We start from the raw sequence: 24,235 nt of genomic DNA, 5'->3' as shown, positions 1-24,235 counted from the left end.
CTTAAAACGAATAGGTAACGCCCCCTATTACAGACAATCCTTGGGTTGGGTAATTCACCAAACGCTGGTATTTGTTGTTCAGCAGGTTGTTACCCATAATAAACGCCGACAGCCTTTGAGAGAAACGGTAATCAGCCTTCAGGTTTAAATCCACCACCGTGTCTGTTTCTTTCAGTTCAGACCCAGCGCCAACTAAGGCAGGAGGTGAATCGGCTCCCCTGGTGATTCTACCATAGGAACTGCTAATATAGTAAAGTTCGGCGTTGAAGAGAATCTTGTCATAAAGATTATATGTCCCGAAAGTAGTCAAAATCAGTTCTGGCCGGTGATAAGCTTTTTCTAGTGAGGCAGTTGAATAGCTGTTGTTCTCGGCTTTGATTCCTATGCGTAAATCTTCAGATTGGTTGTAGGTCAGCTGCCCAAATACCTGTAGCACCTTGGTCACGCCGTCATCGTATACCAGGTCAAACTGGGAACTGTCACGCAGGGCGTTGTTGTAGAAATATAGGTTGCGGTACTGCTGGTGCGCCACGCGGGCAGTGAATTGCACATACTTGCCCAGGCTTCCGTTCAGGCCGCCAAAGAACTCCAGCCCTTTGTTTACATCAGCAATATATTGGTCATGGTTCAGGAACGGATTTTCCTTGCTCAGGCTATACAATGTGGTTCTTTGCAAATCTCCTGTGGCGCCGGCAAACAAAGTCAGCTTGTTCTCAATGGCCTGGTAACTGGCCTCCAAGGCTGGGTACAAATTGAGCTTGCGGGAATCATTGATGGTATCACTGGTGTAAGCCAGGGTTCCGCCCAACACCAAACTCAATTTATCTACCTGGCGCGTATAGGCTGGCCTTATTTTAAAGAAACTACGCCCAAAGGTTTTCTCTGAGCCTTTCAAGTTGGCATAAGCCGCATCTACATCCACCAACACCCCAGACTCTTTGCTCAAAGCATAGGTGGTTTTAAAGCTGGCGTACACATTAGTTTCCTTGGCCGTGAAATTATCACCGGTATACGTCACCCCTGCTAGGCCTGAGTATTTAAGCGGACTCTTGATGTCAATCAGGTTATTGAAGTGTCCCTCAGCCAGAAAGCGATTATAGACTTGCTTTAAAGTATCTGTGTTGACTTCGCGGCTTTGGTCATAGCCATAGAAATAATTCTGGTCGCGCTCATACCGCGCCTTGCCTCCAAAGGTGAGGTTGCCTTGGTAGAGTTCGCCGTGGGCCTGCACAAAGCTGTTGGCCGCACCGGAGTTTTTCACCGGGCCGTTGGCCGAAGACAGATGCCCTACCTCAGCGCCGTAAGACGCTTTGTCATCACGCTTGTTGTGGAAATACCCTCTGCCGTATATGGTGCCGTAATTGCCAATGCCGCCTTTCACGTAATTGCCATACAATTTAGTCAGGTCTTCCTGCCGAATGGTGAGCACGCGCATGGGCAGGTTGATGTAATGTTCCGGCAAGCGGTATTCAGTGAACCGGTAGGTTACATTTCTATCCTGCAATTTGGGAGGCTCAATCCTGAATTTCTCAAAGTTGCGGTTGGCCTCTGGCAGTTCCAGCACACGGTTTTTCTCCACCACAATCTCAGTGCTTTCCAGTTTGGTGCCTTCGCCCCAGCCGGTTTGCTGGGCGGTTGCCCCTTGCCATAAGCCTAGAAAGAAGAATGCCGAAATGCCGGCTATTTTAGCTGTATTTCTCATGTCTCTTAGTTTTTAGGCGCGCCGGTTACATTTCTCTCCAACTCCGCCAATTTGGCTTTGGCCTGCTCCACAATTTCTTTGTCTGTGGCGCCTTCAATAATGGACTGCAAGGTGGACTTGGCCTGGAAAGATTCATTCTGGGCCACATACACATCGGCAATCAGCAAAAAGGTTTTACCCAACCAGTAATCATAGTCTCCAAACGTATTGATGAACGCGAAGCCCTGGTCCAGCGCCTCTTTGTATTTCTTCTGTTTGAAGTAGATTTCAGCCACCAGGTAATGTGCTTCGGCCCCATTGATGTCAGTGGCAGATTTGGACGCGGTAGTGAATTCCTTTAAGGCCTGGTCCAGTCTGTCTTGCGCATAATTGGCTTTCCCGCGGTACAGCAGGGCCGAATTGTAGGCGTTGAGCGTGGCGTTGCCTCGGGCAATCAGGTCATCAGCAATTAAAATGGTGTTGTTGAAGTCATTGGTGTAGTAGAAGCTTTTCATCAAACCCATGAGGGCTGTGGCCTGCTCCCGCTTGTTCACCGCCACATCACGCAGTCTGGAATAGAAAGCAGCGGCCTCGCCGAAATTCCCGTTCTCAAACTCCATGTCGGCTACGCGCTGCAGGGCTTTGCTCAGGTATTCAGATCTACCTTCAATGGCCACTTCTTTCAAACTGCGCAGGGCGTTAGCTTTGTCATCGGCGCGCCAGTAAGAATCTCCCAGGAAATACCGGGCATTGGGCACCGAGGAACTGGCCGGATACGTCTTCAGGAAAGCCTCAAACTTAGGAATAGCCAACTTGTATTTCTCATTGAAGTACAAAGACTTAGCCGCTTCAAATTCAACGCTTTCTAAAGCATCAGATTCAGGGTTAGCCGCCTTAAACTTGGTCAGATATGTATCCAGTTGCTCCGTTTGATTGCTGGCTCCTAGGGCCTCCTGCAAGCTGTAAATGGCGTTATTGGCGATGGGGTGCGTAGGGTACTGGTCAATCACGCGCTTGAAATCTGCAATGGCTTCTGGCGTGCGGCGCAGGTTCTGGTAAGCCACCCCGCGTTTCTGAATGGCCATGGGCACCAGGGTGCTGCCGCTGTGGTTGTCTATTAAATCACTGAAGCTGGCGATGGCCGGGGCGTAATTGGAGCCCTCAAAGTCAATAATGCCTTTCTGGTACACGGCGTCATCGGCGTACCTTGATTTAGGATACGTGCGCAGCAAGGTCTGCAAGCTGGCAATGGCCTGGTCACGGCGGTTGGTCAGGCTGAACACCACCCCTTTCTGGAAGTGCACATAGTCAGCGTCCACGGTTTTGTTGGTCAGCGCCTGGTCATACCAATTCAAGGCTTGGCTGTAATCCTTAGACACATAATAGGTATCTGCCAAACGCACCATGGCATCTGCGTAGTTGGGGTTCCCGAACTTAATGGTGTTATCGTTCAGATAGGCCTTGAAATGCACCAGCGCTTTGTCATACTGCTTGTCACTGTAATACGCGTAGCCAATGCCGTAGCGCGACTTCACGTAATACTCCGTTCGGCCTGAGTTAGGCGTCTGAAAAACGGCGCCGTAACTGGTGATGGCCTGCGGCCAGCGCTGCCCAATGGAATAGGCCTCACCTTTCAGGAAATTACTGCCCGCCTGAATCTCTTTGTCATACGGGAAGCCCAGGGACTTGTCCAGCATGGCCACTGCCTGCTGGAACAGTTGGTCATTGTACAGTTTCACGGCCTGGTAATAGGTCACGCGCTGATACGTTTCATTTATTTTATGGCTGCGGCGCGGCAGTTTCTCAATGTGCGCAATGGCCTCCAGGTAATTATTGGAATTCAGGTAGGCTTCGCTCAGAATGTCATCGGCTTCATCAGCGTAGCGCGAATTGGGGTAATCTTTGGTGAACGACGACAAGGAACTGATGACCTCAGAGAAATTACCCAGTTCATAGTTCAGTTGCGCGTATTTCACCACGGCCCCTTCCTTTACGCCCTTGTCAATGTTAAGCTTGCGGGCCTGGTCAAACGCGCCCAAGGCAAACTGCTTGTTATTGTCTTTGAGGTAACTCAGACCTAAATGGTAAGACGCGTTCTGGCCCAATGAATCTGAATGGAACGCCACCGCTTTCAGGTTCTGGATGGCGCTCTTGAAATCATTGTTCTTGTAATCAGTGAAACCGATTTTGTACTGCACTGTCTTGTCCAGGGTTTTCTTGCCCTCCGCATAGCTCTTGAAATACTTGGCCGCCGACTTGAAATCGTTTTTCTGGAAATAGGCATCGCCTACAAACAATTCAATCTCCTCTGGATTCTGCACTTTGGGCGTAAGGCCCAAAGATTTTTCGCCGTAGCTGATTACTTCGGTGAAATTGCCTTCCTTGTACAAAACCTGCGTGAGCATGTAGGGCACAATGGTGCGGTAATTCTCGTCCTGCTCAGCTACTTTCAGGTCCAGCTTGGCGCCAATGTAATCGCCCTGGTTAAAGGCCAGATAACCGGCGTAATAACTGCTGGCGAAGGAATATTGGTGGTTGCCTTTCTTGTTTCTATCAAAGAGCAGCTTGGCCTTGGTGAAGTTCTTTTTAGAGAAGTACGAGTAGCCCAGCTTGAACTCAGACTCTTTCAGCTGGGCTTCGTCCAGGCGGTCAGCGGGGGCTTGTTCCAGGTACTGAATGGCTTTGTCATAATTCTTCTTGTCGAAAAATGACGTTCCCAGTTCAAAGAAAGCCACGGGTGCTTTGGGGTGCGCCGGGTACCGCGCCGCGAACTGCAAGACCAACTGCTCAGCGTCTGGGTGAAACAGGTGCAAACCGCTCACCGCGTAATAGTACTGGGCATCGGCGGTTTTGGTGGGGTCATTGATTAACCTGATGTACTGCGCGAAGGCCTGTTGCGCCGCGCCAAATTTCTCGCGGTCATACAATTCAAGGCCTTCCTGGAAAAAGCGCTCTTCTGACCGGAACGTCTGCGGGTGCTGCGCCTGCGCGGCGGAAGCGCTCCCGAGCAGGGCCGTGGCCAAGGCTAATTTGTGCGGTAGTTTCATAGTGTCATGGTAAAGGAAGCAAGGCCCCACAGAAAGACATCGATTTTTCTGGGGGGTTGCCCGTCCTTCAAAATTAGAAAAAATGCGGGTACCCCGAACAATTCATTTGAAAGTACCCGCTGGGAAAGGAACGAACCAAAGGCCCGTTTCGCATTTGGGTGGCGGTTAATTTTCCGTTTTCGGGCTCATTTCCGGAAACGGAGCCAAAAACGGAAATCACCTCAGCGCCGGCACGTGGTGCATGATCTTGAACACCAGTTCTTTCAGAATGGCCGCGTCTGCCATGCTCCCGCCCTCAATGCCTTTGCTCTGTAAATCAGCTAGATGCAAAAATCCAATAATCTGCAGCACGCGCCCGTACGGGTACACCCGCAGGGCCTGCAAATACTCCTTGGCTAGAAACGCCCGGTTCCCCAACGTCTTGGAAACCGTTTGTTCATTTACCATAGGCAACATATGCAGCGTCATCAGTTTGGAGAAGTAAGAAAACAGCAGCACCAGATTGGGAATCAGCGGATTGTCTTTGGGGTTTGACTCGAAATAGTTGAGGATGCGGTTGGCCTTAAGCACGTCTTGCCGCGTGATGGCGTTCTGCAGCTCAAAAATGTTATATTCCTTGCTGATGCCTATGTTCTCATGCACCAGATTTTCGTCAATGGTCTGCCCGGGTTTGAGGTTGATGGCCAGCTTCTCTATTTCATTCGCCAACCTGGACAAATCTGACCCAATATACTCACCCAGCATCATGACCGCCTTGGGCGTGGCCGACAGGTTTTTGCCTTTGATGAACTGGTTGATCCAGCCGCCTACCTGGTTTTCATAGAGTTTTTTGGTGGTCAGGAATACCGCGTTTTTGCTCAACAGTTTGCCCAAGCGTTTGCGGCCGTCCAAGACTTTGTGTTTGTGGCAGAACACCAGAATGGTGGAGGGCAGCGGGTTGTTTAAGTACGCATCCAGCTGTTTGGCGGCGTTGTCTTTCTCGGGGTCGGCTTCCAGGTTGGCCAGGTTCTGGGCTTCCTTCACAATCACCACCTGGCGGTCAGACATCATGGGGAAGCGCTTGGCCTGCAGCAGCACGGTAGATATGTCTACGTCTTTGCCATACATGACCACCTGGTTGAAGCCTTTCTCCATGTCGTTGAGCGCGTGCTGCTCTATGTAATCTGAGATGAGGTCAATATAATACGGTTCCTCGCCCTGCAGAAAATACACCGGAGCAAACTCCCGGTTCTTGAGTTGCTTGAGAATGTCTTCAGCGGTTAGGGCCATGGCAGAATGAGAAGAATGATTGGTGCCGCAAATTTAGCGGTTAGTTGACAGTTATCTGTGGTAAGTTTTTTTGTTTTTTTAAAAGCCCTATCCTTGGCTACCGATTTCCGTTTTTGGCTTCATTTCCAGAAATGAGCCCGAAAACGCCTGGCCTGCATACTAATTGCTTGAACTGGCGGTTATATCTAGCAAACTGAATATTTAACCCCACCGCTTTCTGCTATGCACCACGTCCAAGATTTACAAGTGCAGGAAAGCCTGCTGCCGTTTTTTGATTTTGTGAATTCAGAACACAGCAAGGCGGTACTAAACAAACTCTTTTCAGAGGCTCCTACTTCTCAAGAAGAGGCCTACACGCGGCAGGCAATTATTAAAGGGTTTCTGGCCCAGTGGCACATTTTAAGATTTCTCTTATCAGGTCATTGATTTAAGAGGCGCGTATCATTTTAGCCAGACGTTCAGGAAAGGTCATCAGGGGGAAAAGCAAGGATTTATAAAAGAGCAAATCAAGCTGGTCTTGCAGAAAAAAGAACTTGAGCGCCAACGGGCTGGCCAAGTGCAGTTGATTCTGTTATTGGAACGTTTGTACGTGCGTTTTTTCAGCAGATTGCAGCTAAGTCTTTTCCCGGAATCCTTCACCCGGAAGCTCAAGTTGGTATTGGCGTTGGTGGAACAGACTCAAATCATCCATCGCACGCAACTGATCAAGCAAGACAAATTCAGCCACCGGCAAAGCATCAATTTCACGCAAGTGCTCCAGCAGTTACCGGAGGGCTCCCTGGCGCAAACCTGGCAAAGTATTTTTGAATTTGAGGCGTATTTCTCCATCGCCAAAGGCACCCTAAAACACGGGTTTAATTTCCCTGAATTCACGACGGCCCGGTTTGAGATTGCGGATTTCTACCACCCGCAGGTAACCGAGCCCGTTAAAAATTCGGTCTCTTTGACCGCTGAAACCACCGTGTTTCTGTTGACGGGCCCCAACATGGCCGGGAAGTCTACCCTGCTCAAGGCGCTGGGCCTTTGCGTGCACGCGGCGCGGCTGGGCTTGCCCGTACCGGCCCAGCGCTGCCAGATTCCGTTTTTTGCCGCCACCTCGGTGTCCATCAATTCTAAAGACGACCTGGCCCACGGCTACAGCCATTTCATGCAGGAACTGATGACCCTGAAAGGAATTCTGGAACAGGCCCGGCAGGGAAAACCTTGTTTCGCGGTGTTTGACGAGATTTTCAAAGGCACCAACTCAGAAGACGCCCAGGAAATCATTCTGCACACTTTGCAAGGCTTGCCGCAGTTCAGGAACAGTTTTTTTTTCCTGTCCACGCATTTCCTGAACCTGCAGCATTTCGCGCAGGCCTCGCTCCCGGCCGTTCAAAAATTCCACATCGCCTGTGAATTAGCTGAAGGAAACCCCATTTTCACTTACCAACTCCGCGAAGGCTGGTCAGACCTTAAAATTGGCAAACTCCTCTTTGACCAACTCGGCCTGCCCCAACTTCTGCAAACTCATGCCTGAGGTAAATTCATTTCGACCTACTGAAATAAAGTAAGAAGCCTTTATGATTTTCCGTTTTCGGGCTCATTTCTGGAATTGAGCCCGAAAACGGAAACTGGTTTTGCGGCAATCAAATTCCTTCTAAACAACTAACAACGGCCAACTAAAAACTAAAATCCCTACCTTTGGCGCTTTAAACCTTGCTACAAGATGAATTTGATTGAAGAACTTCGCTGGCGCGGCATGCTCCAGGATTTCATGCCGGGCACCGAGGAACTGTTGGCGTCTGGCATGACTACGGGCTACATTGGGTTTGACCCCACGGCCTCTTCCCTGCACATAGGCAACCTGGCCACCATTATGCTGTTGGTGCATTTGCAGCGCGCGGGCCACAAACCAGTGGCTTTGGTGGGCGGTGCCACGGGCATGATCGGCGATCCTTCTGGAAAATCAGCGGAGCGGAATCTCCTCTCAGAAGATGTGCTGCGCGATAACCAAAACGGCATTAAAAAACAGCTGGAGAAATTCCTGCACTTTGACGGTGCGGCCAATTCGGCGGAGATTGTAAACAATTATGACTGGTTCAAGGAATTCAGCTTCCTGGGATTCCTGCGCGATGTAGGCAAGCACCTCACCGTGAACTACATGATGAAAAAGGAATCTGTGCAGAAGCGCATCACGGCGCAGGAAGGCGAAAACGGCGCCGAAGGTCTTTCCTTCACCGAATTCTCGTACCAACTGTTGCAGGGCTACGACTTCTACCATTTATACAAGCACAAAAATGTGCGCCTGCAGATGGGCGGTTCTGACCAGTGGGGCAATATCACCACCGGCACAGAGTTTATCCGGCGCATTGAAGGCGGAAAAGCCTACGCGCTCACCACGCCCTTAGTGACCAAAGCCGACGGCAGCAAGTTCGGGAAGTCAGAAAGCGGCAACGTGTGGCTGGACCCTGGCATGACTTCGCCGTACAAATTCTACCAATTCTGGCTCAACGTAGCCGACGAAGAAGCTGAGAAATTGTTAAAACGCTTCACACTATTGACCCAGGAAGAAATAACGGCTTTGGTTGAGGAACATGCCCAAGCGCCGCATTTACGCGTCTTGCAAAAAGCGTTGGCCAAAGAAGTGACTACCACGGTGCACTCCGCCGCCGACTATGAAAGTGCATTAGAGGCTTCGCAGATTCTGTTTGGCAAAGGCGATTTAGAGACCCTCCGTAATTTACCAGAGGCTACGTTATTAGCTGTGTTTGAAGGCGTACCCCAGATTCAGGTGGGCAAAGACGCCCTGGCTTCCTGCAGCAACGCCGTTGATTTCCTGTCAGAACTTACCCAGTCTCAAATCTTTGAATCGAAAGGCGAAGCCAAGAAAATGATTCAGAACGGCGGCGTGAGCATTAACCGCGAGAAAGTAGTAAAGCCAGACGAGACCATTACCTCAGATTTGCTACAAGGCAAGTATTTAGTAATTCAGAAAGGCAAGAAGAACTACTATCTGGTAGAAGCTGTTTAACTCCTTCTACAACACATATAAATGAAAAAGCGGGCCCCACGGTCCGCTTTTTCTGTTTTTGCCTCCATTTTCAAACTAGAGTCTAAAAACGCAAAAACACAGGCCCTACTCTGGCTGGGTGAAGGTTAGGATGAGGGAAATCTCTAAAAAAGATGATTACCTGTTCCCTGGCGTGCGTCTCCAGATTCGTTACTATTGATAACGGGTAATCTCCAGACTACCTTCTCGATAGTTCCAGATAGTGGCCCCCGGCGAGTCTGGATACTCGCTCCAGCGGGTTTTGGGAAATTACTTGAAAACAAATAACCTACCCCAAGCCCTTTCTCAGTGGAAGAAGGAATTTCAGCGATTCCGTTTTCGGCTTCATTTTCAGAATAGAGCCTGAAAACGAAAATCCCAGCATCTCCCTATCTCCAAGTTTCTATTCAAGCTTTTTGCCGAAATTCTCTTACTTTTGCTTTAGGCCTTTTTGGGCTGTTGAACCTGTACATTACAACCAGCTATACATGTCTGAGTACGATTACCGAAGCATTGAGCAGAAGTGGCAGCGCTTCTGGAGCGAAAACAAAACCTTCAAAACCGAGATTGACCCCAGCAAACCGAAGTTCTACTCCCTGGACATGTTCCCGTACCCCAGCGGCGCGGGTCTGCACGTGGGGCACCCGCTGGGGTACATCGCCTCAGACATTGTAAGCCGGTACAAGCGCCTGAAAGGGTTCAACGTGCTGCACCCCATGGGTTTTGATTCCTTCGGATTGCCCGCCGAGCAGTACGCTATTCAGACCGGGCAGCACCCGGCCGTGACCACCAAAGAGAACATTGCCCGCTACATTGAGCAACTGAACAACCTGGGCTTTTCCTTTGACTGGGACCGCGAAGTGCGCACGTCAGACCCCAGCTACTACAAATGGACCCAGTGGATTTTCATGCAGTTGTTCAACAGCTGGTACAATTATGCCACTTCTAAAGCGGAGCCCATTGACACGTTGGTAACTGAACTGGCGCAACGCGGCAACGCCCACGTAAACGCCGCCTGCGACGAAGACACCCCGCACGTGACCGCTGATGCCTGGGCCCGTTTATCTGAGAAAGAGCAACAAGATTTCCTGCTGAAATACAGACTGACCTTTTTGTCAGAAGCGGTGGTGAACTGGTGCCCTCAGTTGGGAACCGTGTTGGCCAATGACGAAGTGAAAGACGGCGTCTCTGAGCGCGGCGGTTATCCTGTGGAGCGCAAATTGATGAAGCAATGGATGATGCGCATCACGGCCTACGCTGAGCGTCTGTTGCAGGGCCTGGACACCATAGATTGGCCTGAGCCGGTGAAAGAGATGCAACGCAACTGGATCGGGAAATCTGTGGGCGCGGAATTACGGTTCCAGCTGGAAGGCCATGACCACAAGCACATTACGGTCTTCACCACCCGCATTGACACTATTTTTGGGGTGAGTTTTGTGGTGCTGGCGCCGGAGCATGAATTCGTAGCTGAAATTACCTCGCCGGAACAACGCGCTGAGGTGGAAGAATACGTCACCTGGGCCAAGAACCGCTCAGAGCGCGACCGCATGTCTGATGTAAAATCAGTGACGGGCACGTTCACGGGCGCGTATGCCATCAATCCTATCTCCGGAGAAAAAGTACCGGTTTGGATAGCAGATTACGTGCTGGCCGGCTACGGCACCGGCGCCGTAATGGCCGTACCGGGGCATGATACCCGTGACTACGCCTTCGCGAAGAAATTCAACCTACCAATCCCGGAAGTTGTGGCTGGAGGAGATTTATCTAAAGAAGCACACATCGCCAAAGAAGGGAAAATCATCAATTCCGGTTTTCTGAACGGGCTGGATGTGAAAGACGCCATTACCGCCGGCATTCAGCGTGCCGAAGAATTGGGCGTAGGAAAAGCCCGCATCAACTTCAGGATGCGTGACGCCGTGTTTGGCCGGCAGCGCTATTGGGGCGAGCCGGTGCCGGTATATTACAAAGGCGGCATCCCACAACTTTTGGATGAAAGCGAGTTACCGCTGGTATTGCCGGAGGTAGATGCTTATTTGCCCACTGAAACCGGAGAGCCACCATTGGGCCGCGCGCAGGACTGGAAATACCGCGGCGAATTTGAGTACGAGTTGAGCACCATGCCCGGCTGGGCCGGCTCCAGCTGGTACTGGTACCGCTACATGGACGCCCAGAATGACAGTGAATTCGCGAGCAAAGAAGCCATTGATTATTGGCAAAACGTGGACTTATATATTGGTGGTTCAGAGCACGCTACGGGCCATCTCCTCTACTCCCGCTTCTGGAACAAATTCCTCTTTGACCTTGGGTTAGTAAACCAGGATGAGCCCTTCAAAAAGTTGATCAACCAGGGGATGATTCAGGGTAGGTCTAACTTTGTGTACCGCATCAAAGACACCAACACCTTTGTATCTGCCGGCCTTAAAGCTGAACACGAGGTAACCGCCTTGCATGTGGACGTGAACATAGTGGAGAACGATGTGCTGGATTTGGAGCGCTTCAAAGCCTGGCGCCCAGATTACGCCAACGCGGAGTTTATCTTGGAAGACGGCAAATACCTCGTGGGCGTTGAAATTGAGAAAATGTCGAAGTCCAAGCACAATGTGGTCAGCCCTGACAAACTGGTGGAAGAATACGGCGCTGACACGCTGCGCATGTACGAAATGTTCCTGGGACCGCTGGAGCAATTCAAGCCCTGGAACACCAATGGCATGGACGGCGTGTATAAATTCCTGCGCCGCTTCTGGAAACTGTTCTATGACGAGCAAGGCCACTGGGCCGTGACCGAGGAAGCACCTACTCCCGCCGAGCTGAAGGCGCTGCACAAGACCATCAAGAAAGTGGAGGAAGACATTGAGCGCTTCTCCTTCGGGACTAGCGTGAGCCAGTTCATGATTTGCGTAAACGAACTCTCAGCCTTGAAAACTAAGAAACGTGCCATTCTGGAACCGTTGACCGTTACGTTATCCTCCTTCGCGCCTCACATCACCGAGGAACTTTGGAACCGTCTGGGCCACACTGAAAGCATCACCTATGCTGCTTTCCCAGCTTGGAAGGAAGAATACCTCACCGAGAGCACGTTTGACTATCCAATTTCGGTGAACGGCAAGGTGAAAAGCAAAATGACCTTTGACTTGAAAGCCAGCAAAGAGGAAGTGGAACAGGCCGTTTTGGCATCAGATCAAGTGCAGAAACTGCTGGAAGGCAAACCAGTCAAGAAAGTGATTGTGGTGCCCGGCAAGATTGTGAACGTAGTGATTTAGCGTTTTCGGGCTCATTTCCAGAAATGAGCCCGAAAACGGAAAAACAAGAGCGCCTGATTTGTGGAAATCAGGCGCTCTTGTTTTGTATTAAGTTTCTATGTTAGCCGTTGAGCTGTTCCAATTCTTGCCGCACTTTCCTGGGCAAGCCTTGCACCACCAGATCATAGGAATGGTCTATCAATTCAGGCAGCAGGCCCATGGGCAAGAAGGCCTCGGGCAAGACCGTGTTCCAGTGCTTTTTATTCATGTGGAAACCGGGCTTTATGGCGGGGTACTGTTCCCGGAGTTCGGCTGCCCGTTCCGGGTCACATTTCAGGTTCACGCCCTCGGCATACGAGTTAAGCGTACACATGGCGAACATCTTGCCGGCCACTTTGTACACCAGATTGTCTTCCCCAAAGGGCGTGGTCTCCTCCGCGTGGGGTTTGCTTAGGCAATACTCTCTGAATTCCTCTATGTTCATGCCCGCCAAAATACAGGAAATGCAGAAACCGCCAAAAGCCTGAGTCCACAAAGTTTATAAACAACTGGTCAAATTCCGTTTTGGGGCTCATTTCTGAAAACGAAGCCAAAAACGGAAAATCACAGTTGTGATTAGCGCGTCATTAATTTAATCACCAAATACACCAGACCACACAGGAACATGATCATGGAAATTTTATTAATCAGGTGCATGGTCCGCAGGTTGAAATTTGTCTTGCGGTTGGGATCCTTTTTCCGGAAGAAATAAGTAGCCACTTCAGTAAAATCAAATAAGCCTTTCATAAGCGTACAATCAGTTATTAATATAAATACTTTCCGCTAGGTATTTTACTAAACATAAACACTATCAGTAGGGAAAGTAAAAAACAGATAATTGAATTCAGTGCCACCAGAAAAAAATGGTCACTAAAATGATATTCAGACCCAAACTTGTAAAGGAACGAATAGTTAAAAACCAAAGGATGTATTAAATAAACGCCAAAACAATAATTGCCAAGCCTATCAAAAATTCTGTTCAAATTTAAAGGAAGTAGCTTTGTTATGTTCTTTATAAGAATAAATGCTCCTATAGCTTTTAAGAATATATGTAAATTAAAGCTATTATGCAATAATCTATGCATGGCATGTTGTTCATCCAGAACCAAATACGAACCAATTAAGCTTAACAGGAATCCCCCAAAAAAAAGAGAAAGGCCTAGAACAATACTTTTGTTATATGCCCATTTTAGAAGTTTAAAACCTATTAAGATGTAATATCCATATACAAATGCATGGATTCCATAATATAAACCCGTATAGCTTTTAAAAATAGGTCTATAATAGACATACACCACCAACAATATTAAATAAAATAGTGTATAGATTACAACCCATTTTGTATAGGAACTCTGTGCCAGCATAAATAAAAAAGGCATGAATAGATACACCAGCAGCATCACGTATACAAACCATAGATGGTAAGAATTATTAGAAAATAGCACAGAAAAGTCATTGACCCTTCCTGATATTTCTGGGTCTTTACTTAAAAACGCGTAAACCAAGTTCCAAATCAAGGCTGGTATTAAAATTCTTTTAAATCTTTTAAGAACAAATGTTAAATCGTTGGCTTTTGGCAACAATAGAGCACCTGTTAGAAAAAGGAACAATGGCAGACCTGACCTGAAAAACGAAACATATAAATTCCCTATCCACCACTCACCTTTATTAAAGGTCGTAAATGAGCTTAACAATGGACCTGCTGCGTGCCCAAGTAAAACAGAAAAAGCAGCGAATACCCTCACATTGCTGTAGATATATCTTTCTTCTTCGAACGAATGACTGGCAGGTTGAGGAAGGTTATTAACCATCTGGGCTTGGTGGGACAATATCATATTCTTATGATTATGCCCGAAGCGGTTCAATCCAATTCCCGTCTTCCCTAATCAACTCTATCAACTCATCCACAGCTCGCTCCTCTGGCACAGATTTCTTGATCACAGTCTGGCCACGGTACAGGGCGATTTTGCCTTTGCCAACCCCAACGTATCCATAATCTGCATCTGCCATTTCACCAGGACCGTTCACAATGCAGCCCATAATGCCAATCTTCACGCCCTTTAAATGATCTGTACGTTTTCTGATCATGGCGGTGGTTTCCTGCAGGTCAAACAAGGTACGGCCGCAGCTGGGGCAACTGATGTACTCGGTTTTGCTCATGCGCGTGCGGGCTGCCTGCAAAATCCCGAAGGCCAGTTTGTTCAGTCCATCTAGGGTAAAGCCCCATTCCTCTTTGCTCCGGTGGCTTAAGTCCTGAGTGCTGAGCATGATTCCGTCGCCCAGGCCATCAATCAGGAGACCGCCCACGTCGGTGGCGGCGTAGAGTTGCACCTGCTCGTCGGTGAGGTCTTCGTAGGAACGTTTTATGATGACCGGAACAGGTTGTGCTTGGTTTAGTAGACGCATGAAGGCTCGGCGCTGCTCCGGCATGGCGTGTGTGTTTTCGGTTTCCAGCAGCAGGACCACGTCTGGGCGGTTGTGCAGCGTTTCAATGAAATCATGCGTTAGTTGCCCGAAGGATACTTGCACGAAGTTCAGCTGCGCGTGCCAGGTGTCTGCCGTCTCAAACTGCATGGCGGTGTAGAGCGGGTAGCGGTCGTCGCGTTTCTCGGCTTCTAGCCAGGCGGTATAGTCCAGAATTTCCTTCAGGCCGTTGGGCAGCATGAACAAAATGGGCGCGCTTCCGGAATAGACAAAATCGGCCCCTTGGTCACTCATGTGGAATTTATCCAGGGCCGGAGAATAGATATGACCAATAGGCCGAAGATCCTCAAAGGTAATCTCAGGCAGTCGGCTCAAGTCTGCCACTACGCGCGGCACATTGTGGCCGCCCAGGTTCAGGACTTCACGGGTTTCGCGCCGGTGGTATTGGAACGGGTTATAGGGCAGTTTTTCAACGGGCATGATAGGCGTGTGCCCGGCGCGGGAAGTATAGCGGTCAATGAGCATTTTGGCTACGGGTGCTTCCAATTCTGGCGCCTCCGTCAACGAAACGCGTACCGTGTCGCCCAAACCGTCTTCCAGCAACGTGCCGATGCCTACGGCAGATTTTATACGGCCGTCCTCGCCTTCCCCGGCTTCGGTTACGCCTAAATGCAAGGGGTACGGTTGCAAGCCTTCGGTTTCCAGTTTCTGCACCAAGAGCCGGTAGGCCTGGACCATGACCTGGGTATTGCTGGCTTTCATGGAAAGGACCACATCATAATAGTTCAGGTCCTCGCAGATGCGCAAGAACTCCAGGGCGCTTTCCACCATGCCCAGCGGCGTATCTCCGTAGCGGCTCAGGATCCGGTCAGAGAGCGAACCGTGGTTGGTGCCAATGCGCATAGCCGTGCCGTATTCTTTGCAGATGTTCACCAGCGGCGTGAAGCGTTCCCTAATGCGGTCCAGCTCGGCTTGGTAGGTAACATCTGTGTAGTCAATAACTTGGAATTTCTTTTTATCAGCGTAGTTGCCGGGGTTCACGCGTACTTTCTCTACCAGGCGCGCGGCCAGTTCGGCGGCGTTGGGCGTGAAATGGATGTCGGCGATCAACGGAACCGAGTAACCTCGGGCCCGAAGTTCATTTTTAATCACTCCCAGGTTTTCAGCCTCTTTCACGCTGGGCGCGGTAATGCGCACGTATTCACAACCGGCCTCCACCATTTTAATGACCTGTTCCACAGAACCCAGGGTGTCCATGGTGTCAACCGTGGTCATGGATTGCACGCGTATAGGGTTATTTCCGCCCATGGCGAGGTCCCCAATACGGACTTCTCGGGAAAGGCGACGGGTGTAATCAGTTAGACTGGGGCAGTAAAGGCCGCCAAGGGTACCAGAGGAAGTGTTCATGTAAAAAGCTGCGTTCTTATTACCTAAACCACGGGCCAAAGCAGAATGTTCAGCGGGTTTTACTGTAAAAGTAGCATCTTTTTTTGAGTAACGGTTTTTCCTGCTCAGGACAGGTCCAGGGGCGATATTCGGTCTTCGGCGGTGTTGTCTGTTTCTTCTTCCAGTTTCTGCACCTGCTTTTTTATTTCGGTTTGTATGGCGTCATCTTTTAAGGCGGTGCGCTGGTCCAGGTCAAAATCAGAAAGCGGATAAGCTTTGGCCAGTTCATGCAGGTGCAAGACATAGGTGTCAATCTTGTTGCTAGCCTCGGTGACAAAATCTGCCGCATGGTCCATCTCCTCCGTCAGGCCTACCTTCAGGTTTTCGGCCTTGTGTACTTCCTCGCCGATGTACTGGGCACCCGAACGGCCATTGGCTACTTGCTTCTGCAGGCGTTCTTTGAAATTGTCAATGTCTAATTCCATGGTGGTAAGGTCTTGTGAGTAAGGCTCTACGGAAGTTACCGGCCCTAGTTCTTCGTTTTCATAAACTCTGAACCGGTGCTTAGCGTAGTAGAAAGGACCTAAACCTGAGATCCTATGTCTATCTTGTTTATTTCCCAAAGCCAAAGGCAAGCCGCCACGCTGCTGAAAAAAGCAGGAATGGAGCCCCGGCACATTGCCCAAACCATACAGATTACCCGTGAGACCGCCGAAAACTGGCTGCACCAGGAGATGGAGCAGGGCAACCTGCCCTTGGTGTTCCAGATGGTGAAAAGTGATGCCCTGGAGAAAGACTGCCATTTGCTTTTTGACGAACTGAAGGACGTGTTGGTGGCCAAGCTGATTGTGCGCCAGCAACTCCCCTATCCAGAAGCCTCGGCCACAGCGGGCATCATTTTGCCTTTCATTTTAAAGCGAATGGTAGAACTCATGCAGAAAAACCCCAAGTTCAAGATGTGGTGGGACAACGTAGACATCAGAAAACACCTGCCTTCCAAAGAAGACATCAGATCCAAGATCAGGACGGTGGGCCAGACGTTTTCCGGGTCCAATGCTTCTGACAACGGCGCGTATGCCTAAGAACACTCTCTGTTTTTGGGCTCATTTCTGAAAATGAGCCCGAAAACGGAAATTTTAATAACAGAAAAGGCCGCTAAGAAATTGGCGGCCTTTTCTGTTATTAAAATTTCCAGTTTGTCAGGTGGTGCTTTCCGCTGGCGGCGATTCTTTCCGAAGCAAGGGATCATCTGGGGTGGCGTGCAGTTTAGAGCTTTCCTCAAACTTGTCCAGTTGTTCGGTCACGGTTTGGGGCAGCTGCTCAGATTCATACATTTTTTGGTGGCCTATTTCCAGCTGCTCCATCTCATGCAACCTGATTAATTCCTGCAGCTGAAAAATGTAGGTGTCAATGTCATGGATGGCCTCTGACACAAACGCATCAGCCTGACCGGTTTTTGGCGAAACACCCGTGATGGTGTTTTCGGCCCTCTTTATTTCCTCCCGAATGAAGGCGATGGGGTTTCCGCCGGACGTCCATTCCTGGGTTAATCTTTCCTTGAATTCTGAAATGCTGAACTGCATAATAAGTGCCTCTTTTTTAAAGGCCTGTGATAGTACGCGCCATTATTTTCTTTGTTATGGCTAGTGAGGCGCAACTCACTTATCAGATTTTCGTAGCCAAAAAGATTAAGGAGCTTTTCAACCACACCCCTATGATTCCTTTCCTGCAAAAAAGCCATGCCTACGCCGCCCGGGTGCTGCACGCCGCCGGACTCACCGTCGCCCAGATTCCAGTGGCGGTCAACGTGACCCGCGAAACGGTGGAAACCTGGCTGGACCGCGAAGTGCGCAACGGCAACCTGGCCCACGCTGCGCAGGTTCTAAAAGGGCAGGTACAGGAAAAAGCGCCCAAGATATTGTTCCATGAACTCAAGGAATTGGTGTTGGTGCGGTTGATGATTCATCTGGGCATCAGGAGCAACCTGGCGGCCAGCGTGGCGGCCTTGATTCTGCCCTTCGTGCTGAAGCGGGTGAGTGAGATGGCCCGGCAAAACCCCGCGCTGCAGACCTGGTGGCAGGAACAAACCTGGCGCCAGCATTTGCCCACGGCAGCCGGTGTCAAAAACAAACTGCGCCAGGTAAGCCAGAACTTCACTTCCAAACCGCCCACAGATTCCAATACTCTTACTTTATAATTCCGTTTTCGGGCTCATTTCCAGAAATGAGCCCGAAAACGGAAATCTTTTAACAGCAAATGGCCCCTGCTTGCGCGGGGGCCTTTCTGTTTGTTAGCGTGGTAAAGGGGTGCTTAGTGGCTGAACAGCATTTCTCTGTATTTCACCAGCGGCCACTGCTCATCATCCACAATCAGTTCCAGTTTGTCAACGCTGTACCTGATGGTGTCAAAGTAGCTTTTCACCTGGGCGTCATACATGATGGCGCGCTCGCGGGTGTCTTCTACCTTGTTGGCAATTTTGCGTTGCTCAATCATGGCTTCCACGTTGGTCTTGATCACGGTGAGGTGCCTGGATATATTCTTGATGGTCTCCAGCGTAGTTTTGGTGTATTCATCGTCTTCCAGGCCAATGTCACGCAGGCCTTTGATGTTCTGCACCAGTTTGGTTTGGTAGGCTACTGCCGTCGGGATAACGTGGTTGTTGGCCAGGTCGCCAATTACGCGGGCCTCAATCTGCACGCGCTTGATGTAGTCTTCCAGTAAAATTTCATGGCGGGCATGCAACTCACGGGTGTTGAAGATGTTATGCTTCGTGAAAAGTTTTTCAGCCTGCTCATCTATTAGTTTGTCCAAGGCTACCGGCGTGGTTCTGATGTTGCTCAAACCGCGGCGCTCGGCCTCTTCTTCCCACTCCTTGCTGTAACCGTTGCCTTCAAACCTGATGTCTTTGGACGTGATCACATAGTCGCGTAGCACATCAATAATAGCCACTTCTTTCTTCTTGCCTTTTGCGATGGCAGCTTCCACCGAATCACGGAACTCCAGCAGCTGGTCGGCTACAATGGCGTTGAGGATGGTCATAGCGTTGGAACAGTTGGCCGAAGAACCTACTGCTCTGAATTCAAACTTGTTGCCCGTGAACGCGAAAGGCGAGGTACGGTTACGGTCTGTGTTGTCCAACAAAATTTCCGGGATTTTGTCGATGCCCAATTTCAGGTACATGTTATCGCCTTTGTCCAGGGGAACCTTGGCGGTACGCTCCAGCTCGTCCAGAACTTCGCTCAGTTTCTTGCCCACAAACACAGACATGATGGCAGGTGGCGCCTCATTGGCACCCAGGCGGTGGTCATTGCTGGCAGAGGCAATGCTGGCGCGCAGCAAATCTGCGTAGCGGTGCACGGCTTTAATGGTGGTGATGAAGAAGGTGAGGAACTGAAGATTTTCCTTCGGTTTGCGGCCAGGGGCCAACAGGTTCACGCCCGTGTCAGTGCTCAGGGCCCAGTTGTTGTGCTTTCCGCTGCCATTTACGCCCGCGAATGGTTTTTCATGCAACAGAACTTTGAGATTGTGTTTTTCGGCTACGCGGTCCATCACATCCATCAAAATCTGGTTATGGTCCACTGCCAGGTTGGCTTCCTCAAAGGTTGGCGCGCACTCAAACTGGTTAGGGGCTACTTCATTGTGACGGGTTCTCAACGGAATTCCCAACTTGTGCGACTCGGCCTCAAATTCCACCATAAAGGCATGCACCCTGGAGGGAATTGCCCCGAAATAATGGTCTTCTAACTGCTGTCCTTTGGCGGGCGCATGGCCGAATACGGTTCTGCCGGCCATCACCAAGTCTGGTCTGGCGTCAAACAGCGCGCGGTCAACCATAAAGTATTCCTGCTCAATGCCCAACGTGGTGGTCACTTTGGCCACGTCTTTGTCAAACAGTTGGCAAACATCCAGGGCGGCTCTCTCCACCAGGTCCAGGCTTTTCAGCAAAGGCGCTTTGTAGTCAAGGGCTTCACCGGTGTACGATACAAAAATGGTAGGAATACACAACGTTTTGGCCCCGGCATTCTCAATAATAAAGGCGGGCGAAGTTGGATCCCAGGCGGTATAGCCGCGGGCTTCAAAGGTATTTCTGATACCGCCGTTGGGGAAAGAAGAAGCGTCTGGCTCCTGCTGCACCAGGGCGCTGCCTTTAAAGGCTTCAATGGCGCGTCCGTCTGAGGTCAGGTCAAAAAAGGAATCGTGTTTTTCGGCGGTTTCTCCGGTAAGGGGCTGAAACCAGTGGGTGTAGTGCGTGGCGCCTTTGTTCAAAGCCCAGGTTTTCATGGCGGCGGCCACGGCATCGGCCAGGTGGCGGTCTACTTTGGTGCCAGTTTTAATGGCGAACTGCAAACGCTTGAAGTAATCTCCGGACAAGGTGGACCGCATGGCCTCCTGGCCAAACACATTGATTCCGAAATAATCAGAGATTTTGCCTGAAGGAAGATTGACTTCCACGGGCGGACGTTGGTTCACCAACTCCAATGCTTTAAAACGAAGAATGGCCATGGGCTTTGTTTAATTATCTGATACGATGGTCAAATATATTAACTCAATTCTGAAATTCAACACACCCCCTTTAAATTTTAACCCCATTTTTTATTTTTTACATCGTTTTTAAGTCAACACCCCTTTCAATTTACAGGGGTTTTTATATTTTTTGATTGAGTTTAGCCAAAACGAGGTTAAATTTCACACCCCTGCTTATTTTTAGATAAAGGTTCTTGCTAGGCCTAAATTTTTACCTTTGCACCGTGAAACAGATACTAAGCAGGTCTTTGGGGTACTTCCTTTTCTGGACCGTCCTTTTCCTTTTGTGCCGGGCGCTCTTTTTAGGGTACCAACATGATAGAACCGCGGAGTTGACCGCCTTGGAGGTAGCCAACACCTTTTTGTATGGCTTGCGCATGGATCTTTCCTTTGCCGCCTACCTGAGTGCTATTCCGTTCCTATTGTTTTTGCTGGAATCTATTTTAAGGAGGAAAGCCTTCTTGAAAGTGGTGAATGGGTACACGTATGTTTTGATTATATTGGTGGCGTTGCTGGTGACCGTTGACCTGGAACTGTACACGGCTTGGGGTTTCCGGTTAGACACCACGCCTATGCAATACCTGAACACACCCAAAGAAATGCTGGCCTCCACTGGGTCGGCGCCGGTGTTTTTGCTGGTTTTTCTGTTTCTGTTGCTAGCCGCGGCGGCTTGGTTTGGCTTTAGCTGGGTGAAAAGAATCTGGACGCCAGGCGATTTTAAAAGGAGAAATTATTTACCGGAGATTTCCCTCAGCCTTTTTTTGCTGGCCTTGTTGGTGTTGCCCATCAGGGGCGGCTGGCAGCAGATTCCCCTGAACCAAAGCGATGTGTATTTCTCCCAGAAGATTTTCGCCAACCATGCCGGCGTGAACGTGCTCTGGAACGTGATGCACTCGGTGGTCAAGAAAAACCATGACACCAAAAACCCATATATATACTTAGAAGAGAAAGAAGCCCAGGCCCTGGTGCAGGAACTGTATCAGCCTAAAAGCGACTCGGTGGCCTCTCTGCTGCGCGTGAAAAAACCCAACGTCATTTTCCTGATTCTGGAAAGCTACACGGCAAAATTCATCGGTCCTTTAGGAGGCCCGGCCGACGTCACGCCGAACCTGAACGCCCTGGCCAAAGAAGGTATTCTTTTCAATAACATATACGCCTCCGGTGACCGAAGCCAGAAAGGCATGGTGGCTTTGTTGAGCGGTTACCCGGTGCAGCCGGTGGCTTCCATTGTGAAAACACCCCGTAAAACAGAACGGCTGCCGCAGTTGGCCTCTGACCTGAGAAAGGCCGGGTATTATACCAGTTATTATTATGGCGGCGAACTGGCCTTTGCCAACCTGCGTTCCTATCTGGTGAACGGGCAATATGACCGCCTGCTGGAGAAAGCCGATTTCCCGAGTGAGTTCTACAATTCAAAGTGGGGCGTGCACGATCATTTGGTGCTGGAGAAAGTGCTGCAAGACCATCAGAAACCACAGGAGCCGTTCCTGACCACCATTTTCACGCTCAGCAGCCATGAACCGTATGATGTGCCCATGCCTACTAAATTCATGGGTGCCGACGAACCAACACAGTTCAAGAACTCGGTGTACTACACAGACAAAGCCGTGGGAGATTTTATAAATCAAGCCAAGAAAATGCCCTGGTGGCAGAACACGGTGGTGGTGTTGGTGGCAGACCATGGCCATCAATTCCCCGGTCCAGACCAAAACCACGCGCCTGGCAAATTCAAGATTCCGCTGATAATGGTGGGGGGCGCGCTGGCTGTAAAAGATACCGTCATTTCCACCATTGGTACCCAGACTGATGTGGTGCCCACGCTTCTGCAGCAGATGGGCTTGCCCTGGCAGCATTACAGCTGGAGCAAAAACCTGATAGATGCCAAAGCCAACAGCTTCGCGTTTTACGTGTTTAATGACGGCTTTGGGATGGTGACGCCCCAGGGAACGGTCACGTTTGACAACACCGCCAAAAAGGTCATTGAGAAAGACGACGCCGTTACAGACCACCAACTCAACCAAGGCAAGGCCTACATGCAGACCAGCTATGCAGATTATTTGAAACGATGAAAGACTCTTTCCGTTTTCGGGCTCATTTCTGGAAATGAGCCCGAAAACGGAAGCCAAACCAAGCAATTCATTTCAATTCTCCGTACCTTTGCCCCCTGATTATGAAAAAGGTAGCTTTCTATACCCTGGGCTGCAAGCTCAATTTCTCTGAGACCTCCACCCTCTCGCGCATCTTCCAGGAGCGTGGTTTTGAGAAGGTGGACTTCACAGACACGCCAGATATTTACGTCATCAATACCTGCTCTGTCACTGACAACGCAGACAAAAAATGCCGCAAGGTGGTAAAAGAGGCGCTCAAGCATTCGCCCAACGCCTTTATCACCATTGTGGGCTGCTACGCGCAATTGAAACCGAAGGAAATCTCTGAAATTCCGGGTGTAGATGCCGTGTTGGGCGCCGCCGAGAAATTCCAGTTGGTGGATATTTTGGCTACGTTTGAGAAAAAAGACGCCCCGCAGGTGCACGCCAGCCCCGTGTCAGAGGCCAACACTTTTGTGAACGCCTACTCCTTCGGGGACCGCACGCGCACGTTTCTGAAAGTTCAGGACGGCTGCGATTATTCCTGCACCTTCTGCACCATTCCGCAGGCTCGTGGCAAGTCAAGAAGCAACACCATTGAAAAAGTGGTGGACGAGGCTACCGAGATTGGCCTGTCTGGCGTGAAGGAGATTGTGCTGACGGGCGTGAACACCGGCGACTTCGGGTTGCAGGACGGCGAACGGAAGGAGAATTTCTTTCAATTGATTCAGGAACTGGACCGCGTGGAAACCGTTTCCCGGTTCCGGATTTCTTCTATTGAACCTAATTTGTTGAGTGAGGAGATTATCACGTTTGTGGCCAATTCTCAGCGGTTCATGCCGCATTTCCATGTGCCTTTGCAGTCGGGGAGCAACAAGATTCTGAAACTGATGCGGCGCCGCTATCTGCGGGAACTGTACGCCCAGCGCGTGGCCTGGATCAAAGCGGCCATGCCCCATGCCTGTATTGGAGTGGATGTGATTGTGGGTTTCCCCGGCGAGACCGAAGAAGATTTCCTGGAGACTTACAACTTCCTGAATGACCTGGACATCAGCTACCTGCACGTGTTCCCATATTCTGAGCGCGCCAACACGTCAGCTATTAATTTACCAGGCGTAGTGCCCCAGAAAGACCGAAACCGCCGCGCCGACATGCTCCGGATTCTGTCTGAGAAGAAAAAACGCGCGTTTTATGAAAGCCAGATAGGCTATGAAGGCCAGGTCTTGTTTGAAGCTGATATCACGGACGGCTACATGGAAGGCTTCACCGAAAACTACGTGCGCGTGGTGGCCAAGTATGACCCGGTGCTGGTGAACGAGCAGAAACACGTACGCCTTACCAACCTCACTCCCGCCGGATTAATGGAAGCCGAAGACACCTTCGCTGAAATGCTGGCCCACTAAACCAATACTTTTCTTTTTACATAAAAGCCCATTCTGCACCTCAGGATGGGCTTTTTTTGTCCTCCCTCTAATTATCGAAATAAGAAATGAAAAAATAAATTGTAAAGA

The 24,235-nt window shown here is 50.0% G+C and carries 17 protein-coding genes; 7 read left to right on the top strand and 10 right to left on the bottom strand.

Annotated elements, in window-relative coordinates:
- Window position 1: 1 nt before the first annotated feature.
- The 3 genes from IMY23_RS03840 to holA form a co-directional block, all read right to left on the bottom strand.
- Window positions 2-1,702, bottom strand: a complete 1,701-nt coding sequence (locus IMY23_RS03840; RefSeq protein ID WP_192820821.1) for a hypothetical protein — start codon at window positions 1,700-1,702, stop codon at window positions 2-4.
- A 5-nt stretch (window positions 1,703-1,707) separates the two neighbouring features.
- Window positions 1,708-4,728 carry a tetratricopeptide repeat protein gene (locus IMY23_RS03835; RefSeq protein WP_192820820.1) on the bottom strand — a complete coding sequence of 1,007 codons (3,021 nt, stop codon included), beginning with the start codon at window positions 4,726-4,728 and terminating at the stop codon, window positions 1,708-1,710.
- 216 nt (window positions 4,729-4,944) lie between these two features.
- Complete coding sequence (gene holA, locus IMY23_RS03830) at window positions 4,945-5,997, bottom strand: DNA polymerase III subunit delta (RefSeq protein WP_192820819.1); 1,053 nt, start codon at window positions 5,995-5,997, stop codon at window positions 4,945-4,947.
- Window positions 5,998-6,514: 517 nt separating this feature from the next.
- Here holA and IMY23_RS03825 point away from each other — a divergent pair.
- From IMY23_RS03825 to leuS, 3 genes are all read left to right on the top strand, one after another.
- Window positions 6,515-7,513: a hypothetical protein gene (locus IMY23_RS03825; protein WP_192820818.1), complete on the top strand. Its 999-nt coding sequence runs from the start codon at window positions 6,515-6,517 to the stop codon at window positions 7,511-7,513.
- A gap of 189 nt (window positions 7,514-7,702) precedes the next feature.
- Window positions 7,703-9,007, top strand: a complete 1,305-nt coding sequence (tyrS, locus tag IMY23_RS03820; RefSeq protein WP_192820817.1) for a tyrosine--tRNA ligase — start codon at window positions 7,703-7,705, stop codon at window positions 9,005-9,007.
- Between the two features lie 506 nt (window positions 9,008-9,513).
- Window positions 9,514-12,285, top strand: a complete 2,772-nt coding sequence (gene leuS, locus IMY23_RS03815) for a leucine--tRNA ligase (RefSeq protein WP_192820816.1) — start codon at window positions 9,514-9,516, stop codon at window positions 12,283-12,285.
- Window positions 12,286-12,385: 100 nt separating this feature from the next.
- On the opposite strand, the gene IMY23_RS03810 is transcribed toward leuS, so the two are convergent.
- The 5 genes from IMY23_RS03810 to IMY23_RS03790 form a co-directional block, all read right to left on the bottom strand.
- Window positions 12,386-12,799, bottom strand: coding sequence for an MmcQ/YjbR family DNA-binding protein (locus tag IMY23_RS03810; protein ID WP_370589825.1), 414 nt, complete (start codon window positions 12,797-12,799; stop codon window positions 12,386-12,388).
- Between the two features lie 80 nt (window positions 12,800-12,879).
- Window positions 12,880-13,050 (bottom strand): DUF6728 family protein, encoded by a 171-nt coding sequence (locus tag IMY23_RS03805; protein ID WP_192820815.1) that lies wholly within the window; start codon window positions 13,048-13,050, stop codon window positions 12,880-12,882.
- A 17-nt stretch (window positions 13,051-13,067) separates the two neighbouring features.
- Complete coding sequence (locus IMY23_RS03800) at window positions 13,068-14,114, bottom strand: acyltransferase (RefSeq protein WP_192820814.1); 1,047 nt, start codon at window positions 14,112-14,114, stop codon at window positions 13,068-13,070.
- A gap of 34 nt (window positions 14,115-14,148) precedes the next feature.
- Window positions 14,149-16,134 carry a (E)-4-hydroxy-3-methylbut-2-enyl-diphosphate synthase gene (ispG, locus tag IMY23_RS03795; protein WP_192820813.1) on the bottom strand — a complete coding sequence of 662 codons (1,986 nt, stop codon included), beginning with the start codon at window positions 16,132-16,134 and terminating at the stop codon, window positions 14,149-14,151.
- 104 nt (window positions 16,135-16,238) lie between these two features.
- Window positions 16,239-16,598 (bottom strand): hypothetical protein, encoded by a 360-nt coding sequence (locus tag IMY23_RS03790; protein WP_192820812.1) that lies wholly within the window; start codon window positions 16,596-16,598, stop codon window positions 16,239-16,241.
- Between the two features lie 114 nt (window positions 16,599-16,712).
- Between IMY23_RS03790 and IMY23_RS03785 the strand changes: the two genes are divergently transcribed.
- Window positions 16,713-17,195 carry a hypothetical protein gene (locus IMY23_RS03785; RefSeq protein ID WP_192820811.1) on the top strand — a complete coding sequence of 161 codons (483 nt, stop codon included), beginning with the start codon at window positions 16,713-16,715 and terminating at the stop codon, window positions 17,193-17,195.
- A gap of 117 nt (window positions 17,196-17,312) precedes the next feature.
- On the opposite strand, the gene IMY23_RS03780 is transcribed toward IMY23_RS03785, so the two are convergent.
- Window positions 17,313-17,696, bottom strand: coding sequence for a hypothetical protein (locus IMY23_RS03780; protein ID WP_192820810.1), 384 nt, complete (start codon window positions 17,694-17,696; stop codon window positions 17,313-17,315).
- A 131-nt stretch (window positions 17,697-17,827) separates the two neighbouring features.
- On the opposite strand from IMY23_RS03780, the gene IMY23_RS03775 reads away from it, so the two are divergent.
- On the top strand, window positions 17,828-18,310 hold the full coding sequence (locus IMY23_RS03775) for a hypothetical protein (RefSeq protein WP_192820809.1): 483 nt from the start codon (window positions 17,828-17,830) through the stop codon (window positions 18,308-18,310).
- A gap of 113 nt (window positions 18,311-18,423) precedes the next feature.
- Here IMY23_RS03775 and IMY23_RS03770 read toward each other — a convergent pair whose 3' ends face one another.
- The gene (locus IMY23_RS03770) at window positions 18,424-20,616 is read right to left on the bottom strand and encodes a glutamine synthetase III (protein ID WP_192820808.1); all 2,193 of its coding nucleotides are present in this window, start codon (window positions 20,614-20,616) and stop codon (window positions 18,424-18,426) included.
- A gap of 245 nt (window positions 20,617-20,861) precedes the next feature.
- Here IMY23_RS03770 and IMY23_RS20265 point away from each other — a divergent pair, with 245 nt between their 5' ends.
- The gene (locus IMY23_RS20265) at window positions 20,862-22,706 is read left to right on the top strand and encodes an LTA synthase family protein (RefSeq protein ID WP_192820807.1); all 1,845 of its coding nucleotides are present in this window, start codon (window positions 20,862-20,864) and stop codon (window positions 22,704-22,706) included.
- A gap of 101 nt (window positions 22,707-22,807) precedes the next feature.
- The gene (mtaB, locus tag IMY23_RS03760) at window positions 22,808-24,127 is read left to right on the top strand and encodes a tRNA (N(6)-L-threonylcarbamoyladenosine(37)-C(2))-methylthiotransferase MtaB (protein WP_192820806.1); all 1,320 of its coding nucleotides are present in this window, start codon (window positions 22,808-22,810) and stop codon (window positions 24,125-24,127) included.
- Window positions 24,128-24,235 lie beyond the last annotated feature (108 nt).

The organism is Rufibacter sp. LB8 (genome assembly GCF_014876185.1).
Taxonomy (GTDB): domain Bacteria; phylum Bacteroidota; class Bacteroidia; order Cytophagales; family Hymenobacteraceae; genus Nibribacter.
The sequence above is the reverse complement of the archived record's forward strand: the minus strand, read 5'-3'. Positions and strand labels throughout refer to the sequence as shown.